The organism is Polyangium spumosum (genome assembly GCF_009649845.1).
GTDB classification, from domain to species: domain Bacteria; phylum Myxococcota_A; class Polyangia; order Polyangiales; family Polyangiaceae; genus Polyangium; species Polyangium spumosum.
This window is the reverse complement of the sequence record NZ_WJIE01000009.1, coordinates 287,684-306,138: the sequence shown is the minus strand read 5'-3', so window position 1 is coordinate 306,138 and position 18,455 is coordinate 287,684. Positions and strand designations below refer to the sequence as shown.

Sequence of the window (18,455 nt, the reverse complement as noted above, 5' to 3'; positions counted from 1 at the left end):
TGCTCCTTCCGTTGCTCGCCGCCGTGGCTCTCGGATGCAGCACCGAAACGCCCCCTGCACCTGCACCCGCGTCGACACACGTCACCGCGACCGCTGCCGCTCCCGCGACCGCTCCTGCGACCGCTTCCGCTCCCGCGCCCGTGCCTCCGCCCGAGGGCATGATCGCCCTCCCGCCGGCCATCTACCTCATGGGCTCGCGCGCGCTCGAGGGGTTGCCCGAGGAGAAGCCGATGCACGAGGTCGTCCTCGCCGGCTTCTACCTCGACCGCACCGAGGTCACCGTCGCCGCCTACCGCGCCTGTGTCGCCGCCGGCGCCTGCACCCCCGCGCACACCGGCGAGTCCTTCTGCCCCGGCGACGCCCCCGACAAGGCAAACCACCCCATCAGTTGCATCGACTTCCACCAGGCCGAGGCCTACTGCGCCTTCGCCGGGAAGCGCCTGCCCACCGAGCGCGAGTGGGAGTACGCCGCGCGAAGCGGCAACGAGCACCACAAGTTCTCCTGGGGCGACGACCCGCCCGACGAAAAACACGCCTGCTACGACCACCCAGGCTCCTGCCCCGTCGCCTCCTTCCCCGCCGGTGGTTTTGGCCTGCACGACATGTCGGGCAACGTCTGGGAATGGACCTCCACCGTCTACGGCCCCTACCCCGACGTGGCCACCACCGGCACCCACCGCGTCTACCGCGGCGGGAGCTGGAGCCGCCGCTTCCCCAAGTGGCTACGCACGGCCCTCCGCAACCGGTACGAGCCCCACAAGTGGAGCGCTTCCCTCGGCGTGCGATGCGCCAAGTCGCAGACCCCGCTCACCTGCCCCCCCGACACCGAGGCGCGCGGCGGCGCCTGCGTCCGCGTGAAGGGCGAGCCGCTGTGTGAGCCTGGGCGCTCCTGGAACGGCAAGGCTTGCTCCCTCCGCGGCGTCGTCCTTCCGGCCCGCGCCGAGGCCACCACGAGCCCCGCCGGGGCCTCCACGGCCACGCCCGACGCCCCCGCTTCCCCCGCCCCCGTCCATCGCACCCGCACCCCGCGTTTCGACGACGACTGCAAGGCGCATTACGCTGGCCACCCGGCCGCTTATCGTTACGAGGGCGGAACGTTTTACAGCCGGAACCCGGTCATCGCGGGGGACGGCTGCACGAAACGGGACATGGGAGAGAACTGGACCAGCGCCTGCTGTTCGGGCTAACGCATACACCGATGGTACAGTCTCCGCGGGGCCGGCTTCGCATGTTGCCGTCGCCGGTGGCCCAAGGTCGCTCGCCCATCTAGGCTTCGCGCCGCTGGGGGCCGCCGCTACGCTCGGACGAGCCGAGCCCAACCGCCCCCGACCCCCGTTTCCCATGCTGCCCTTCGAGATCCGCGCCGCCACCCTCGGTGATGAGGAGCAAATGCTCCGCGTCGCGCGACACCTCAACTCGGTCAACCTGCCGCACGATCGGGACGAGATTCACGAGATCGTGAGCCTCTCCCACAAGAGCTTCACCGGCGAGATCAAGGATCCGCGCCTCCGGCAGTACGTCTTCGTCCTCATCGACCGGCAGAAGGAGCACATCATCGGCACGTCGATGATCATCGCCCAGCTCGGCCGGCGAGGCGCGCCCTACATCTACTTCGACGTCATCGACGAGGAGCGGTACTCGGCCACGATCGACCGGCATTTCTACCACACGCTCCTGCGCATCGGTTACTCGTACGACGGCCCGACCGAGATCGGCGGCCTCGTGATCATGCCCGAGTACCGCCGCACCGACAGGCTCGGCACGTTCATCTCGTACGTCCGGTTCCTCTACCTCGCCGCCCACCGCGAGCTCTTCCAGCAGGAGATCCTCGCCGAGCTCATGCCCCCGCTCGAGCCCGACGGCACGAGCCACCTCTGGGAGGCCCTCGGCCGGCGCTTCACCGGCCTCACGTACGGCGAGGCCGACCGGCTCTCGAAGAAGAACAAGGAGTTCATCAAGGGCCTCTTCCCCGAGGGCGTCATCCACGCGACCCTCATGTCCGAGGAGGCCCAGAAGGTCATCGGCAAGACCGGCCTGCAGACGCGCGGGGTCGAGAAGCTCCTGCGCCGCATCGGCTTCCGGTACGCCCACCGCGTCGACCCCTTCGACGGCGGCCCGCACTACACGGCGCGGATGGATGAGATCTCCCTCATCGCCGACACGAAGCGCACCCGCGCCGACCGCCCCTACTCCCCGGTGCCGGGCGACCGCAAAGGCATCCTCGCCGTCGAGATGCCCGAGCCGCCCTTCTTCCGCGCCGTGCTCGGCCACCTGCGCGAAGGCCCCCGCGGCGTCGCCGTCGACGACGAGGCCTGGGAGACGCTCAACCTGCACCACTCGAGCCCGCTGATCATCCTGCCGATCGAGTGAGGGCTCGCCCGCGCGACGGCCGTGCTCGCCCCCTTGTGTTCTGAGCGTTCTTTCGCTACAGAATTTTTAGTACGCAAGGGAGCCAAAGCATGGTCGCTCACCCGGAGCCTTCGCTCTCCGTCCCCCTTCCCAAGGCACAGCCCGCGCAGGCCGGCCACGAGGCGTGGCTCTCCGCGCGCGAGCTCGACATCCTCACGGCCGTCGCCGAGGCCGCCATCCCCCCCGGCGCCTTCCTCGAAGGCGCCGGCCGCAAGACCGCCGAGGCCACGGTCCGCTACCTGTCCGACATCCCCCGGGACGCGATCCGCGTCTTCCAGGCCGCCCTCTGGGCCGTCGAGCTCTCCACGGTCCCCACGAAGCGCCGCCCCTTCTCGGCCCTCGCCCCCGAAGAGCGCCTCTCGGCCCTCGAGCGCTTCGAGCAATCGCGGCTGCTGCCGATCCGCGAGGTCCTCCGCGTCCTGCTCACGCCGCTCAAGGCCATGCATTTCGACCGGCCCGAGATGTTCCGCCACGTCGGCTGCCGCTACGAGCTCGAGACGGTGCGCGACGAGAACCCCCGCTGGCTCGCCCGGGTGACCGACGGGCGCGACGTGAGCGCGGATCTCGACCTCGAATGCGAGGTCGTCGTCGTCGGCACGGGCGCGGGCGGCGCCGCCGCGGCCTACGAGCTCGCCTCGCGCGGGCGGGCCGTGCTCTTGCTGGAGGAGGGCCATTACCACAGGCGCTCGAGCTTCAACGGCCGGCCCTCCAGGGCCTATCGCGACCTCTATCGCGACAAGGGCATGACCGTCGCGCTCGGCGGCAACGTGAACATCCCGGTATGGGCCGGGCGCGCCGTCGGCGGCAGCACGGTCATCAACTCGGGCACCTGCTACCGCGCCCCGGCGCGCACCTTCGCCTACTGGCGCGATCACCACGGCCTGCCCGGCGATTTCTCGCCCGAGGGCCTCGGCCCTTATTACGAGCGCGTCGAGGCGATGCTCGGCGTCGCCCCCGCGAGCCCGCTCCACCTCGGCAAGATCGCCGGGATCATCGCACGCGGCGCCGAGCACCTCGGCCTCCACCACCACGCCCTGAACCGCAACGCCCCCGATTGCGACGGACAGGGTATCTGTTGTTTCGGCTGCCCCACGGGCGCGAAACGATCCACCGACGTGAGCTACGTGCCCGCCGCGCTCTCCAAAGGCGCCGAGCTCGTGACGGCCGCGCGTGTCGATTTCGTGGACATCGTGGCCGGCCGCGCCCGCGGCGTGACCGCGACGCTCGGCGCCGAACGCCGGGACGGCCGCGCGCCGCGCCTCCGGGTCCGCGCCGACGCCGTCGTCGTCGCCGGCGGCACGCTGATGACGCCGCTGCTCCTGCGCAGGAGCGGCGCTTGCCTCTCCTCGGGGATGCTCGGGAAAAACCTCTCGATCCACCCGGCCTCGAAGGTCATGGCGCTCTTCGACGACCGCGTCGACCAATGGAACGGGATCCCGCAAGGGTATTCGATCGACCAGTTCGCCGAGGAGGGCCTGCTCTTCGAGGGAGGCTCGCTCCCCTTCGACGTGGCCGCGCTCGGCGTGCCCTGGTCGGGGCCGCGGTACGTCGAGCTGATGGAGAAATATCCGTACCTCGCGACGTTCGGCTTCATGATCCAGGACCATAGCCGCGGCGAGGTCCGCGCCGGGCCCGGCGGCCGGCCGCTCCCGCTCTACCGCATGAACGGGCGGGACACGCGGCTCCTCCAGCGCGGCGTCGAGATCCTCTGCGAGGTCTTCCAGGCCGCCGGCGCGCGCCGCGTCTTGCCTTTTGTCGCGGGGCACGACGAGGTGAGCTCGAAGCAGGCCCTCGACCGCCTCCGGTCGAGCCGCATCCAGCCGGGCGACATCGAGGTGACGGCGTACCACCCCCTCGGGACCTGCCGCATCGGCACGAATCCCGCCCGCTCCTGCCTCGGCCCCGACCACGAGGCCCACGACGTCGCCGGCCTCTATGTATGCGACGGCAGCGCCATCCCCTCCTCGCTCGGCGTGAACCCGCAGATGACCATCATGGCGATGGCCTTGCGCGCGGCTGAGATCCTGCACCAGCGGCTTGGCTAGATAAAATGCCGCTTTAACAGACGCCTCTCCTGAATTTCGGACATTTCTCGTCCGCCCAAGAGCCGCCCGAACGCTTCCTTGTCCGTCCGGGCAGTGGTAAGGTCGGTCGCCCGAGGGACGGTCCCCGGGGCGATTCCAGCGGATCACTTCCTTCCCGACTGCGGCATGGCCGCCTCGAAAAGCCCGCGAGCGCGGCCGCAATGCCGACGATCGCGGACGACCGTGCCGCAGCGGACGGAAATGACACTGAAATCGCAGTTGTGCTGCTTACAGGAAGGTTTCAACAACGATGAGCAACAAGGCGCAATCCCCCCGCGGGGGGTGGCGATGGGCGCTCACGGCGGCTTTCATGAGCCTCGCCGTGGCTTCGTGGACGGGGTGTAGCGACGGCGGGTCGAACACCACCGGCAACGGCGGCAACGGCGGCTCCGGCGCCACGGGCGGCGACGGCGGCGCGGGCGCCACGGGCGGCCAGGGCGGCATGGCCCAGGGCGGGGGCGGCCAGGGCGGCCAGGGCGGCGCGGGCGGCGGGAGCGCGTGTCCGCCCGGACAAACCGAATGCGACGGCGCCTGCACGATCACGGACTTCGATCCGAACAACTGCGGCATGTGCGGCACGGCCTGCGGGGCCGGCGAGGTCTGCTCCGCGGGCATGTGCGGCCTGACCTGCGCAGGCGGCACCGAGAACTGCGACGGCAAGTGCGTCGACACGGCGGTCGACCCCGCGAACTGCGGCATGTGCGGCACGGCCTGCGCGGCCGGCGAGGTCTGCTCCGGCGGGCAATGCGCCACGCAATGCGTCGGCGGCACGACGAACTGCGAAGGCCAGTGCGTCGACACGAAGATCGATCCGGCGAACTGCGGCATGTGCGGCACGGCCTGCGCGGCCGGCGAGGTCTGCGCGAACGGGCAATGCGGGCTCGCGTGCGTCGGCGGCACCCAGAACTGCAATGGCAAGTGCGTCGACACCAAGATCGACCCGCTGAACTGCGGCATGTGCGGCACGGCGTGCCCGGCGGGCCAGGCCTGCTCGAACGGCCAATGCGCCACGCAATGCGTCGGCGGCACGACGAACTGCAATGGCAAGTGCGTCGACCCCACGATCGACCCGACGAACTGCGGCATGTGCGGCAAGACCTGCGCGGCCGGTGAGGTCTGCGCGAACGGCTCCTGCAGCCTCGCCTGCGTGGGCGGCACGACGAACTGCAATGGCAAGTGCGTCGACACCACGGTCGACCCGCTGAACTGCGGGATGTGCGGCACGGCCTGCCCGAACGACCAGGTCTGCTCGAACGGGATGTGCCAGCTCGCCTGCGTCGGCGGCACGGCGAACTGCAATGGCAAGTGCATCGACCTGTCGCTCGACCCGCTGAACTGCGGCGCGTGCGGCGCGGCCTGCGCCTTCGGCGAGGTCTGCACGGCCGGCAAGTGCCAGCTCAATTGCGTCGGTCAGACGACGAAGTGCGGCTCGCTCTGCGTCGACGTCAAGACGGACACGGCGAACTGCGGCATGTGCGGCAACGCCTGCGCCGCCGGCCAGGTCTGCTCGAACGGGATGTGCCAGCTCAACTGCGTCGGCGGCACGACGAAGTGCGGCAACAAGTGCGTCGACACCAGCACCGACGGCTCGAACTGCGGCATGTGCGGCAATGCCTGCGCCGCCGGTGAGGTCTGCGCGGCCGGCCAGTGCAACCTGAACTGCGTCGGCGGCACGACGAAGTGCTCGAATACCTGCGTCGACACGAAGAGCGACCCGGGCAACTGCGGCGCCTGCGGCGTCGTCTGCGCGGCCGGCCAGGTCTGCACGAACGGCCAGTGCGCCGGACAATGCGCCCCTGGCACGACGAAGTGCGGGAACCTCTGCGTCGACACGCAGCTCGACCCGAGCAACTGCGGCATGTGCGGCGTCGCCTGCGCCGCCGGTGAGGTCTGCTCGAACGGCACCTGCGGCGGGAGCTGCGCGGCCGGCACGACGAAGTGCGGCAACGAGTGCGTCGACATGCAGACGGACGAGGCGAACTGCGGCATGTGCGGCAACGCCTGCCTGCCGAGCGTCGCCTGCTACGACGGCGTCTGCCAGCCGGCCGGCGGCTGCGACACGCTGAACGATTGCGGCACCTGCCAGCAATGCGCGTTCGACGGGCTCTGCTCGGACGAGCTCGCGACCTGCGCGAACAACCAGGAGTGCGTCGACCTCTTCAACTGCCTGAACCCCGCGAGCGGCGTCTGCGACCAGGCCTGCCAGCAGCAATGCGCGCAGCAGTACCCGAACGCGATCGACACGTACGTCGACATCCTCGATTGCATCTTCTGCCAGGAGTGCGGCTCGAGCTGCGGCGTCGACCCGATGGCCTTCGGCTGCCCGGCGAGCTGCGACAACCAGAACAACTGCCAGAGCTGCTTCGATTGCTCGATGGCCATGGGCGGCATCTGCGAGGACGACCTGCAGATCTGCCTGAACAACCCGGAGTGCACCATGCTCTCGGCCTGCATCAACATGTGCCCGGCCGGCGACGTGCAATGCCAGGTCCAGTGCGAGCAGACGCATCCGTTCGGCGTCGCGGACTACAACGCGATCATCATCTGCGGCGTCTGCCAGGAATGCCCGAACGACTGCAACAACGGCATGGCCTGCCCTTGATGCAATGAGCGTCCGTCCGGATCCGGAAAAACCTCCCGGGTCCGGACGAGCGCGGTTCCCCCGACCTGCGTGGGTGGAGTAAGCTCCGCCCATGCAGGCTCCCCCTCGCGGAAAGCGCGCGCCGAAGCGGCCTTCCAAGCCCGACGTCCCCCCGCCATCACGGTTCGTCCCGCTCGCCATCGGCCTCGGCATTGGCATGATGCTGCTCATCACGGTGACGGCGCTGCGCCGAAAGCCCGCGCCCGCGCCCGCCCGGTCGGCGGACCCGGCGAGCGAATCGCCTCAACAAAGGAGCGAGCGGCTCGCCCGCGCCTGCGAGGCGGCGCGCACGATGCTCTGGACCGGCGGCGCCTGGGGCGCGATGCCGCTCGAGGGATTCACGGTGCGGCTGTGGCTCGCGCCGAGCGGCGGCAAGATGGTCACGCACCCGGTGATCGAAGCCGCGAGCCAGAACAACAAGCTCGGCGCGGACGTGGACGAGAAGCTCGCGGCGGTGAACGACGGGTCGGTCACGGTCGTGCGATACGAGCCACGAGGCGAGGTGGAAATCGCGTTCTCCGAGGGATACGCGCGTCTCTTTTTCGAGCTCGACGGCCGCCAGCGATTCCTCGGGCTCGCCGAGCGTATCGCCCGCGAGACGAGCGCCGACGGGGCCGCGCTTTACGCCGGCTGCAGCCACCTCGATACCCGCGACGTCGGCGCCTGGTTCCGCGGCAGCGACGCGAAGGAGGCCGCCGCCGCCATGGTCCACGTGATGGGCCTGCCCGGCGGGGTCCGGACGCCGAAGCACGTGCCCGCCGCGAAGGACCTGGCCACGATCCAGGCCGCGATGGCCACGATCGACGACGCGACGATCCTCGAGATCGTGCGCGACGACGGCGCGCGTACGGTCACGACCGAGGGCGTCGCGATCATGTACCCGTATTCGGCCCCCGTGCGCGCGGCGCAATCGAGCACGAAGATCGCGGAGAAGGCCGGATTGAAGCGCTAGGGAATGGTTTACCCGGCCAAACCCTAGGCCTCGGCCGCCGGCGCCTCCGCGGACGCCTCCGCCGCCTTGGCTCGTTCGGCCTCGAATGGCGAATGGCCACGCCGCACGTCGCTCTCGATCTTGCCGTCCGTCACCGTCACCATGCGCGGCATCGACTCGGCGAAGCTCGGGTTGTGCGTGACGACCACGATCGTCGTGCCGTGCTTGCGGTTGATCTCGAAGAAGAGCTCGTGCATCGCCTTCGAGGTGCTCGAATCGAGGTTTCCCGTCGGCTCGTCGGCGAGCAAAAGCTTCGGCGAGAGCACGAGCGCGCGGGCGAGGGCCACGCGTTGCTGCTCGCCGCCCGAGAGCTCGCCCGGCCTGTGCGTCACGCGGTGCGCGAGGCCCACCTCCGTGAGCAGCGCCGTCGCGGGCCCCTCCATCTCCTTGCGTGATTTGCCCTGGATCAGGCCGGGCATCATCACGTTCTCCAGCGCATTGAACTCGGGCAGGAGGTGGTGGAACTGGAACACGAAGCCGATCGTGCGGTTCCGGATCGCCGCGAGGCGCGCGCTCGGCAGGCCCACGAGGTGCTCACCGGCGAGCTTGATCCTGCCGCTCGTCGGCAGATCCAGGGTGCCGATACAATGCAGCAGCGTGCTCTTGCCCGCGCCCGAGGGGCCGACGATCGCCAAGACCTCGCCTTGATCGATCACGAGGTCGATGCCGCGGAGCACGTCGAGCCTGCTCCCCATGTGGATGAAGGACTTCTGCAGATTCTCGATGACGATGAGCGGCTCGCTCATGGGCTCACTCGTACCGGAGCCCGTCGACGGGCGAGAGCCTCGACGCCGCGCGGGCCGGATAAAGGGTGGCGATCGTGCAGATGATGAGCGCGGCGACCGCGACCATCGCGTAGTCGCCCTCGTTCACGTTCACCGGCAATCGATCGATGTAATACACCTCGGGATCCAGCCGGACGCCGAAGCGCGCGAGGCCCGAGCAGGCAGCAAACGCCGTGCCCACGCCGAACACGGTGCCGATGCCGCCGATGATGACGCCCTCGAGCATGAAGATGCGCATGATCGCGCCGTCCGAGGCCCCGAGCGCCTTCAGGATCGCGATCTCCTTGCCCTTCTCGGTCACCATCAACAGCAATGTGCAGACGATGCAGAAGCTCGCGACCGCGATGGCGATGGAGAGGATGATGAACGTCGCGATCTTCTCCAGCTTGAGGGCGCTGAAGAGGTTCTTGTTCATCTCCACCCAGTCGCGCACCCGGAGCGGCTCCTTGCCCTCCTCGCTGAGCTTCACGGCCGCGGCCTCGACGAGCGGCGTCACCTCCGCGACCCGCTCGGGATCCGGCACGCGGACGTCGATCTGGCTGATGTGGTCGCCCATGCTGAAGAAGCTCTGGGCGACGTCGAGCCTGATGTACGCGTGCGTCGCGTCGTACTCGTACATCCCGCTGTAGAAGATCGCCGCGACCCGGAACCTGCGCGTCCGCGGCATCACGCCCATCGGCCCGAGCTCGCCCATCGGCGAGAGCAGGGTGATCTCGTCGCCCACGAGCACGTGCAGGCTCTTCGCGAGCTCCTTGCCGATGATCACGCCCGGCAGGACCTTCACGTCCTTCCGCAGCGCCGCCTTCACGGCTGGATCGAGGTCCGCCGAGGCCCGCAGATCCGGCCCCTTGAAGTACGGCTCGCCCCCGGGGCCCCTCCCGATGATCGTGTCGGCCGGCAGATCCGCGAGTTTGTCCGGATCGTCGAGCCAGTCGAAGTTGCCGACCTCGATGTTCTGCTTGAGGTCGATCACCTGCGCGATCGTGTTCGTGTCGATGCCACGCACGAGCGCGCCCGCGGTGTTCGACGCCGACGAGCCCATCGCGTCGCCGGCCACGACCGGCGTCGCCGCCCCGCCCTTCGGCGCGACCGCGAGCCGGATGCCGTCGAGTTTGTCCTCCCAGTCGCCGTAGCCGCCGGGCCTGGTCACGTCGACGACGATGTGCGCGTTGTTGCCCAGGATCTTGCGCTTCAGGTCGGCGCCGAAGCCGCCCATGATGCTCGTCACGGAGCAGAGCGCGCACGAGCTCACGGCGACGCCCGCCATGCTGAGCACGCTGATCACCGTGAGAAAGCCGCTCTTCGTGGCGCGCACGTGCCGCGCGCCCACGTACGAGCTGAAGCCACGGCGCTCGAGGACGTCGAGGATCACCGGCAGGAGCGCGGCCAGCACCGCGACCAGGAAGAGCACGCCCGTGAGCAGCGCGGAGAAGCCGACGATCTCGTCCTTCAGCTTGAACGGCGCGAACCTCTCGCGCGGGGCCCTCGCCGCGAAGTACGAGAGCACGGTGAAGGCAAACCCGGTGAGCGATCCGAAGAGCCAGCCGATGCCCCGCGCGGAGCCCGCTCGCAGGCGCCGGAAGCCGAGCACGGCGAGCCAGACCGCCGCGGAGACGGAGAGGACACGCAGGACGAGGAAGGGGACCTGCTCGGCGCTCAACTGCCGCTCGCCTCGGGCCTGAGGAGGGGGAAGAGGATGACGTCGCGGATCGACGCGGCGCCCGTGAGCAACATCGTGAGCCTGTCGACGCCCATGCCGAAGCCCGCGGTCGGCGGCATGCCGTACTCGAGCGCGCGCACGTAATCGGCGTCGTAGTCCATCGTCTCCTCGGCGCCCTTGGCCTTCTTCTCGACCTGCGCCCGGAAGCGCGCGTCCTGATCCTCGGGATCGTTCAGCTCGCTGAAGGCGTTGCAGAGCTCGCGGCCGTCGACGAAGAGCTCGAACCTGTCGACCAGCGATCCATTCCCGTCCTTCTTCCGCGCGAGCGGCGAGACCTCGAACGGGTAGTCGATGATGAAGACGGGCAGGCTCTTCGACCCGTCCCCACCAGGACTGGTGCGGTAATCCGCCGTGAGGAACGGCTCGGCGAGGTACTCGTACGCGCAGAAGACGCGCTCTCCCTCGGAGTCGCATTTCTTCATGCCCGCGCGGAAGTTCGCCCAGTCGATCTCGCGCTTCTTCTCCTTGGCGGCCTTCGCCCAGGCCTTGATCGGCGCGTCGTCGGCGGCGACGTTCGTCGCGACCTCCGGGGGCAAACCCGAGCGCGAGAGCGCGTTCTCGATGGCCTTCGCCATCGGGACCCGGACGAATTTCTCGAAGGACCACGTGCGCGCCTTCGCCCACGTCGCGTGCTCCTCGGGCAGCACCTGGGCGAGGGCCTCGTCGACGGCGCGCAGCATGGCCTCGGTCTGGTCCATGAGCGTCTCGTACGTGGCGTAGGCCTGGTAGTACTCGAGCATCGTGAACTCGGGGTTGTGCCGCGTGCTGAGCCCCTCGTTCCGGTAACAACGCGCGATCTCGTAGACCCGCTCGAAGCCGCCCACCACGAGGCGCTTCAGGTAGAGCTCCGGCGCGATGCGCATGAAGAGCTCCATGTCGAGCGTGTTGTGGTGCGTCTTGAAGGGCTTGGCCGCGGCGCCGCCGATGATCGTGTGCATCGTGGGCGTCTCGACCTCGAGGAAGCCCTGGCCGTCGAAGAACCGGCGCAGCGCCGAGACGATGAACGTACGAGCCCGGAAGACCGTGGCGACCTCGCGGTTCGCCACGAGGTCGACGTACCGCATGCGGTAACGCGCCTCGACGTCCTTGAAGCTCGTCTTCGTGGGCAACGGGCGATAGGCCTTCGTGAGCAGGCGGAAGCTCGTCGCCTTGACGCTGAGCTCGCCCTTCTGCGTGGCCATGGCCGTGCCGCTGGCCTCGATGATGTCGCCGAGGTCGATCTCCTCGTGCAGGCGCGCGTAGGCCTCGCCGAGCACGGCCTCGTCGCAGTAGAGCTGGAGCTCGCCCGTGCGATCACGGAGTCGCACGAACGAGACGCCGCCCATCTGGCGCAGAAAGAGGACGCGGCCCGCGATCCGGAGCGGCTCGGGCGCGACCTTCTCGGCGTCGTACCGGCCCGCGGCGTTCTTCGCGCCCTCGAAGCGCGCGCGGGCCGAGGCGAGATCCACGAGGGGCTCGCCCGACGTGACGTCGTTCGCGAAGGGATTTTCGGCCCGCTCGCGGAGCTTCGCCGCCTTCGCCTTGCGAACCGCGATGAGGGTCTCCTCCGCGTGTTCCCCGGCCGGCGCTGCGCCTTTTGACGTTTGGGGGCTTCGCTCGGACGAGCCGAGCTGCGCCCCCAAGCCCCCCTTTGCCTTCTTGTCCTCGCTCACACGTCGTCCTCTGCGACCACCTGGCCGCCCTTCTTCAACGTGCCGCCCGCCGCGGCCAGGAGGTATGCCTCGATGAACGGATCGAGGTCACCGTCGAGCACCGCGTCCACGTTGCCCGTCTCCGTCGAGGTCCGCACGTCCTTCACGAGGCGGTAGGGGGCGAGCACGTAGTTACGGATCTGGCTGCCGAAGTTGATCGCGGTCTTCGAGGCCTGGTACGCGGCGTTCTCGGCGTCGCGCCGCGCGAGCTCGCGCTCGTAGAGCTTCGCCTTCAACACCTTGAGCGCCATCGCCCGGTTCTGGTGCTGGCTGCGCTCGGCCCGGCAGACGATGTTGATCGTCGGATCCGGCAAGTACCGCAGGCGCACCGCCGTCTCGACCTTGTTCACGTTCTGCCCGCCCTTGCCGCCGGCGCGCATCGTCGTGATCTCGATGTCCTTCTCGTTGACCTCGATGTTGATGTCGTCGCCGACCTCGGGCGTGACCTCGACCGCGGCGAACGCCGTCTGACGCGTGTGATCCGCGTTGAACGGGCTCATGCGCACGAGGCGGTGCACGCCGCTCTCCGAGCGCAGATAACCGTACGCGCTCGGGCCCGAGACGGTGATCGAGACGGCGTCGATGCCGGCCTCGTCGCCGTCCTGGTAGTCGATGATCTCGGTCTTGTAGCCGCGACGCTCGCAGTACCGCAGGTACATGCGCATCAGCATCGCCGCCCAGTCCTTGGCGTCGGTCCCGCCGGCGCCCGGGTGGATGCTGATGATCGCGTTCGAGCCATCGGCCGGGCCGCTCAGCATGCGCTCGAGCTCGGCCTTGCGCATACGCGCGTCGAGCTCCTCGACCTGCGTCTCGCAGTCGGCGATCGCGGCCTCGTCGTTCTCCGAGGCGGCGAGCTCCAGGTACTCGGCGGCGTCGTCGACCGCGCGGCCGAGCGTCTGCGCGACCTCGAGCTTCTGCTCGACGTCCGCGCGCTTGCGCAGGGTGGCCTGCGCCTTCGTTTGATCGTTCCAGAACCCAGGCTCGAGCGACTTTTGCGTCAGCTCGGCGAGCATGCGCGTGAGCTTGGGGACGTCAAAGATGCCCCCTTAGCGCAGCATAGCGCCTTTTGAGGTCTTCGATTTTCTCGCGGGTCTCGGACAGCATGGGCGGCGGTTTATTCGATTTCCGCCGCCCACGCTAGCCTGATCAGGAGGGACTGCTTCCGATCACGTGGGATCGGGGCCGGGCGTCTTCTCGCCGTTCGGGGGCAGCTCGGGCTTCTTGATGTACTCCTGCGGGATCTCGCCCGTCAGCGATTTCAAGAAGGCCACGATGTCCACGACGTCCGCCTCGGGCAGCTCCTTGCCGAGCTGGTGGTAGGCCATCGCCTGCACCGTCGCTTCGAGCCTGTCGATCGAGCCGTCGTGGAACCACGGGCCCGTCTCGGCCACGTTGCGCAGCGTCGGGACGCGGAAGACCATCTTGTCCTCGTCCTTCTTCGTGACGTCGTAACGGCCGAGGTCCTTCTGGTTCGGGTACGCCTTGATGAGCCCGAGCTTCTGGAACGTCGAGCCGCCGAGGGCGCTGCCGCTGTGGCACGAGGTGCAGCCGTTCTGCACGAACTTCGTCAGGCCCGCGCGCTCCTGATCCGTCAGCGCCGTCTTGTCGCCGCCCATGTACTTGTCGAAGCGCGAGGGCGTCACGAGCTGCCGCTCGAACGCGCCGATCGCCTTCGCCAGGTTGTCGTACGAGATCGGCTCCTTGTCGTCCGGGAAGGCCTTCTTGAAGGCGTCCTCGTAGCCCGGGATCGACTCGAGCACCGCGACGACGCTCTTCTCGTCCTTCATGGCCATCTCGATCGGGTTCAGGATCGGGCCCTTGGCCTGGTCCTCGAGCGTGCCCGCGCGGCCGTCCCAGAACTGCGCGACGAAGCCGCCGGCGTTGTACACGGTGGGCGCGTTGCGGCCGCCGAGCTGGCCTTTGTGGCCCTTCGAGACCTTCGTGCCGTCGACGCCGTACTTGTCGAGCATGTGGCACGAGTTGCACGAGAGGTCCTGGTTCTTCGAGAGCCGGTTCTCGTAGTAGAGCATGCGCCCGAGAGCGACCTTCTCGGCCGTGATCGGGTTCGTGTCGGTCTCGCCGCTCTTCGCCTCGTACTTGGCGGGCAACGTGCCGAAGTTGTTCTTCATGTCCGCGAGGTCGAGCTCCGCGAGCTTCGCGGCCTCGGCCGCAGCGTTCGCCCCCTTCTTTTTCTGCTGGAACGGGAGCGGCGTGGCCTCACGTTCGCCGCAGCCGGCGCCTGCGAACGCCGCGGCAGAGATCAAGAGCAGTGGCAGGAACAGGCGGAAGCGCATCGGTGACGTGTCTCCTCGCAAGATCGAGCCCGAGGTGCGTGGATCGGGCTCTCGGCGCTTCGTCTTAGGTGACAACACCGGGCGGCGTCAACGATCGGCTGCCGGAACGGCGGAGAGAGCCGGAGGTGCCGCAACGGAAGCCGCAACGAATCACGAGGTCGGGCTCGGCCGCCGCAGCGAACGCATCCGCGCCACCCCGTCGCGACGCGGCATCGTGGTGGGTTAGTATGCCCGAGAACGGGGAGGAGGCGCCGTGGGAGCGACGCTGGACACGTGGGGCGCGACGATCCTCTACGGCCTGCTCGGCTGGCTCGCGGGGCTCGCCGCGTTGCTCGGGCTCGGGGCGCTCTTGAGCGAGCTCACGCTGCGCGCGGCGACCGCGGCGCCGACGTCGGCCGACACGAACACGACGGGCGCGGACAGGTGGCTGCGGCGCATCTACGGCGTCGTTCTCTGGGCCTGCTGCGCCTTCACGCTGCTCTCGTCGTGGGTGATGCTGAAGAGCTTCTTCTTCCGGCCGAAGGAGAGCGAGCCCGGGGACAAACTCGACCTCGCAGAGCACCCGAAGCTCCGCGGGGTGCTCGAAGAGGTGGCCGGGCGCATCGGCACGCGGCCGGTGGACAGCGTGTACATGACGCCCGCGACCGAGGTCGGCGTCCTCGAACGTGGCGGCCTCTTGCGGCAGCTCACGGGCCGGACGGAGCGGTGCCTCGTGCTCGGCGCGGGGGTGCTCGACGGCTTCCCGATCGGCGCGTTCAAGGCCATCCTGGCCCACGAATACGGGCATTTTCACAACGAGGACACGGCCGGCGGCGGCTTCGCGCTGGCCGTACGGCGGAGCGTGCTCACGAACCCGGCGTGGCTGTGCGAGCGCGGGCTCCACAAGGTCTTCCTGCGGATCTCGCAGGGCGCGTCGCGCTTGCAGGAGGTGCTCGCGGATCGATGGGCGGCCTTCGCGTACGGCGCGGAGGCGTTCACCGAGGGCCTGAAGCACGTGATCGATCGGTCGATCCGCTTCGACGTGTACACGCGCGTGGTGCTCTCGGAGGTGATCGAGCAGCGGCGCGCGCTCGCGAACCTCTACCGATACCGCGTCCGCGGACAAACACCGGCGGAGGCCGAGATCGAGAGGGCGATCGACGAGGCCATCCACGCCGAGCCCTCGCCCTACGACAGCCACCCCTCGCCGAAGGATCGTCTCGCCTGGGTGAACGCGCTGCCGAAGCGCGTGATCGAGCGCTCGCCCGACGACACGCTCGAGGTGTGGGAGCTCTTCGCGGACCGGGCGAAGATCGAGGAGCAGATGACGAAGAAGATCCGCGAGGCCGTGGCGATGAGCCACGGGGTGGTGATCCCCGCGGGCGAACCCACGTGAAATCAGGCCATCTCGAGGAAGAGCCGATCCGGGTTCTCGAGGTAGCCGATGATCTCGTAGGCGAACGCCGCGCCGACGTGGCCGTCGATGATGCGGTGATCGAAGGACAAACTGAGCAGCATCACGTCCCCGATCACGATCTGGCCGTCCCGCACCACCGGCTTCTGCTTCATCTGGTGGATGCCGAGGATCGCGACCTCGGGGAAGTTCAGGATCGGCGTCGCGAAGAGGCCGCCCTGCGCTCCGAGCGAGGTGATCGTGAAGGTGGAGTTGCCGAGGTCCTCCGCGCGGACCTTGCCGGCCTTCGTGTCCTCGCCGAGGCGCTGGATGTCCTTCGCGATGTCGAGGATGCTCTTGCGATCGGCGCGACGCACGACGGGCACCATGAGGCCCGCCTCGGTGGCAGACGCGATGCCGATGTCGTAGTAGCGGCGCTGCACGAGCTCCTGCGTGCTCTCGTCGAAGGCGCTGTTCAGCGAGGGGTGCTTCTTCAGCGCGGCGACGACGGCCTTCACGAAGAAGGGCAGGAACGTGAGCTTCACGCCGGCCTTGTCCGCCGCGGGCTTGAGCCGCGCGCGGAGCTCCTTCAGCGCCGTGACGTCACACTCCTCGACGAACGTGAAGTGCGCCGCGGTGTGCTTCGAGCGGGCCATCTGCTCGAAGATCCGCTTGCGCACGCCGCGCAGCGGGGTCCGCTCCTCGAGCGCCTCCTCGCCGGCCGGAGGCGGCGGGACCCGCACGGGCGTGGGCGCCTTCGTGACAGGCACGATGGGCGCCGTCGCGGACACAGGCGCGGGCGCAGGCACGGTCGTCGGGAGCGACTCGGGCACGTGCGAGGCCGCGGCCGTGTGCATCGCCTGCGGCGCAGCGGCCACGGGCGCCGCGATCGCGCCGCGGACGTCGTCCTTCGTGACCCGCCCGCTCGGACCCGTCGGCGTCACGCGCCGCAGGTCCACGCCGAGGTCCCGCGCGAGCTTGCGCGTGGCCGGCGTGGCGAGGGGTTTTTCGTTGTAGTACGCGGCGACGGGCGGCGCGGAGACCCCGTTCGTCGTGTGCGAGGCCGCGATCGGCATGAGGTTCATGCCGGGCAGGTCCTCCTTGATGTCGCCGACCGCGGTCGCCGCCGGGCCTTGATCCTTCGCGGCGCTGGCCGCCGTCCCCGCCGTGGGCTCGGCCGCGGCAGAGGGAGCGATGTGCGCGGGCGCGGCCTTCTCGGCCCCGGCCCCGTCGAGGTCGAAGACGACGAGCACGGAGTGCACGGCGACGACCTGGCCCTCCTTGGCGCGCGTCTCGACGATCTTGCCGGCCTTCGGCGCGGTGATCGTGACCGTGGCCTTGTCCGTCATCACCTCGACCATCGGCTGGTCTTCCTTGACGACGTCGCCCGGCGCGACGAGCCACTTGACGATCTCGCCCTCGGTGACGCCCTCGCCGATGTCGGGCAGCTTGAACTCGAAGCTCGCCATCTCAGTACCTCGCGGTCTCGATGATCGCCGGCAGGATGCGGTGGGAGAGCGGCAGGTACTCCATCTCGAGCGTGTACGGGAAGGGCGTGTCGAAGCCGGTCACGCGCTTCGGCGGCGCCTCGAGGTGGAGGAAGGCCTTCTCGTTGATGAGCGCGACGATCTCGCCGCCGAGCCCGCAGCTCTTCGGCGCCTCGTGCACCACGACCACGCGGCCCGTCTTCTTCACGGACGTGATGATCGTCTCGATGTCGAGCGGCCAGAGCGTGCGCAGGTCGATGACCTCGCAGTCGATGCCCTGCGCCGCCGCCTGGTTCGCCGCCTCGAGCGCCTCGTAGAGCATCGCGCCCCAGACGACGATCGTGACGTTCTGGCCCTTGCGCACGACGCTCGCCTTGCCGAGCGGCACCGTGAAATCACCCTCGGGGACCTCGCCCTTCGCCGCGCGGTAGATGCGCTTCGGCTCGAAGAAGAGGACCGGATCCGGGTCGCGGATCGAGGCGAGCAGGAGGCCCTTCGCGTCCGCCGGGTTCGAGGGACAAACCACCTTGAGGCCGGCGACGTGGATGAACTGCGCCTCCGGGGACTGCGAGTGGTAATGGCCGCCGCGGATGCCGCCGCCCGTCGGCGTGCGAATGACGAGCTTCGCCGGATACTCGCCGCCCGAGCGATACCGATACTTCGCGAGCTCGGAGACGATCTGGTCGTACGCGGGGAAGATGAAGTCGGAGAACTGGATCTCCGGGACCGGGACCAGGCCGTAGAGGGCCATGCCGATCGCCGTGCCGATGATGCCACCCTCGGAAAGCGGGGTGTCGATCACGCGGTCGTCGCCGAACTCGTCGAAGAGGCCCTGCGTGACGCGGAAGACGCCGCCGACCTTCCCGACGTCCTCGCCGAGGACGACGACGCGCTGATCACGCCGCATCTCGTGGCGGAGGGCGTCGTTGATGGCCTGGACCATGTTCATCTGAGGCATCGTGCTATCTCTCCGTGACCTTC

General features: G+C 69.0%; 13 protein-coding genes. 6 read left to right on the top strand and 7 right to left on the bottom strand.

Annotated features, from left to right (window positions below; genetic code table 11):
* The first annotated feature begins 140 nt into the window (after window positions 1-140).
* The 5 genes from GF068_RS29130 (at window position 141) to GF068_RS29100 (ending at window position 8,086) form a co-directional block, all read left to right on the top strand.
* The gene (locus GF068_RS29130; protein WP_170319741.1) at window positions 141-1,187 is read left to right on the top strand and encodes an SUMF1/EgtB/PvdO family nonheme iron enzyme; all 1,047 of its coding nucleotides are present in this window, start codon (window positions 141-143) and stop codon (window positions 1,185-1,187) included.
* 154 nt (window positions 1,188-1,341) lie between these two features.
* On the top strand, window positions 1,342-2,370 hold the full coding sequence (locus GF068_RS29125; RefSeq protein WP_153822751.1) for an arginine N-succinyltransferase: 1,029 nt from the start codon (window positions 1,342-1,344) through the stop codon (window positions 2,368-2,370).
* An 89-nt stretch (window positions 2,371-2,459) separates the two neighbouring features.
* Window positions 2,460-4,454, top strand: a complete 1,995-nt coding sequence (locus GF068_RS29120; protein ID WP_153822750.1) for a GMC family oxidoreductase — start codon at window positions 2,460-2,462, stop codon at window positions 4,452-4,454.
* 289 nt (window positions 4,455-4,743) lie between these two features.
* Window positions 4,744-7,095, top strand: coding sequence for an MXAN_6577-like cysteine-rich protein (locus tag GF068_RS44470; protein WP_206079578.1), 2,352 nt, complete (start codon window positions 4,744-4,746; stop codon window positions 7,093-7,095).
* A gap of 91 nt (window positions 7,096-7,186) precedes the next feature.
* A complete protein-coding gene (locus GF068_RS29100; RefSeq protein WP_153822749.1) occupies window positions 7,187-8,086 on the top strand; it encodes a hypothetical protein in 900 nt (299 codons plus the stop codon).
* Between the two features lie 23 nt (window positions 8,087-8,109).
* On the opposite strand, the gene GF068_RS29095 is transcribed toward GF068_RS29100, so the two are convergent.
* From GF068_RS29095 to GF068_RS29075, 5 genes are all read right to left on the bottom strand, one after another.
* Window positions 8,110-8,871: an ABC transporter ATP-binding protein gene (locus GF068_RS29095; RefSeq protein ID WP_153822748.1), complete on the bottom strand. Its 762-nt coding sequence runs from the start codon at window positions 8,869-8,871 to the stop codon at window positions 8,110-8,112.
* 4 nt (window positions 8,872-8,875) lie between these two features.
* Complete coding sequence (locus GF068_RS29090) at window positions 8,876-10,570, bottom strand: ABC transporter permease (RefSeq protein WP_153822747.1); 1,695 nt, start codon at window positions 10,568-10,570, stop codon at window positions 8,876-8,878.
* Window positions 10,567-12,165 carry a lysine--tRNA ligase gene (lysS, locus tag GF068_RS29085; RefSeq protein ID WP_420814134.1) on the bottom strand — a complete coding sequence of 533 codons (1,599 nt, stop codon included), beginning with the start codon at window positions 12,163-12,165 and terminating at the stop codon, window positions 10,567-10,569. Before lysS ends, GF068_RS29090 begins: the two co-directional genes overlap by 4 nt.
* Before the next feature lie 113 nt (window positions 12,166-12,278).
* Window positions 12,279-13,425, bottom strand: a protein-coding gene (gene prfB, locus GF068_RS29080) for a peptide chain release factor 2 (protein ID WP_153822746.1) whose coding sequence is annotated in 2 segments (ribosomal slippage) — window positions 12,279-13,355 and window positions 13,357-13,425 — 1,146 coding nt in all. Because the reading frame shifts where the segments join, the coding sequence is not laid out codon by codon here.
* Between the two features lie 62 nt (window positions 13,426-13,487).
* Window positions 13,488-14,615: a cytochrome-c peroxidase gene (locus tag GF068_RS29075; protein WP_153822745.1), complete on the bottom strand. Its 1,128-nt coding sequence runs from the start codon at window positions 14,613-14,615 to the stop codon at window positions 13,488-13,490.
* Window positions 14,616-14,868: 253 nt separating this feature from the next.
* On the opposite strand from GF068_RS29075, the gene GF068_RS29070 reads away from it, so the two are divergent.
* Window positions 14,869-15,990, top strand: coding sequence for a M48 family metallopeptidase (locus GF068_RS29070; RefSeq protein WP_153822744.1), 1,122 nt, complete (start codon window positions 14,869-14,871; stop codon window positions 15,988-15,990).
* 2 nt (window positions 15,991-15,992) lie between these two features.
* On the opposite strand, the gene GF068_RS29065 is transcribed toward GF068_RS29070, so the two are convergent.
* Together GF068_RS29065 and GF068_RS29060 are read right to left on the bottom strand one after the other, a co-directional pair.
* The gene (locus GF068_RS29065; protein ID WP_153822743.1) at window positions 15,993-17,456 is read right to left on the bottom strand and encodes a dihydrolipoamide acetyltransferase family protein; all 1,464 of its coding nucleotides are present in this window, start codon (window positions 17,454-17,456) and stop codon (window positions 15,993-15,995) included.
* 1 nt (window position 17,457) lies between these two features.
* On the bottom strand, window positions 17,458-18,432 hold the full coding sequence (locus GF068_RS29060) for an alpha-ketoacid dehydrogenase subunit beta (RefSeq protein WP_153822742.1): 975 nt from the start codon (window positions 18,430-18,432) through the stop codon (window positions 17,458-17,460).
* Between the last annotated feature and the right edge of the window lie 23 nt (window positions 18,433-18,455).

Bases quoted from the DNA above. Each gene is read 5' to 3' on its own strand.
- GF068_RS29095 (WP_153822748.1), bottom strand. From the start codon at position 8,871: ATGAGCGAGCCGCTCATCGTCATCGAGAATCTGCAGAAGTCCTTCATC.
- GF068_RS29100 (WP_153822749.1), top strand. From the start codon at position 7,187: ATGCAGGCTCCCCCTCGCGGAAAGCGCGCGCCGAAGCGGCCTTCCAAG.
- GF068_RS29125 (WP_153822751.1), top strand. From the start codon at position 1,342: ATGCTGCCCTTCGAGATCCGCGCCGCCACCCTCGGTGATGAGGAGCAA.
- GF068_RS29120 (WP_153822750.1), top strand. From the start codon at position 2,460: ATGGTCGCTCACCCGGAGCCTTCGCTCTCCGTCCCCCTTCCCAAGGCA.
- GF068_RS29060 (WP_153822742.1), bottom strand. From the start codon at position 18,432: ATGCCTCAGATGAACATGGTCCAGGCCATCAACGACGCCCTCCGCCAC.
- GF068_RS29065 (WP_153822743.1), bottom strand. From the start codon at position 17,456: ATGGCGAGCTTCGAGTTCAAGCTGCCCGACATCGGCGAGGGCGTCACC.
- GF068_RS29075 (WP_153822745.1), bottom strand. From the start codon at position 14,615: ATGCGCTTCCGCCTGTTCCTGCCACTGCTCTTGATCTCTGCCGCGGCG.
- GF068_RS44470 (WP_206079578.1), top strand. From the start codon at position 4,744: ATGAGCAACAAGGCGCAATCCCCCCGCGGGGGGTGGCGATGGGCGCTC.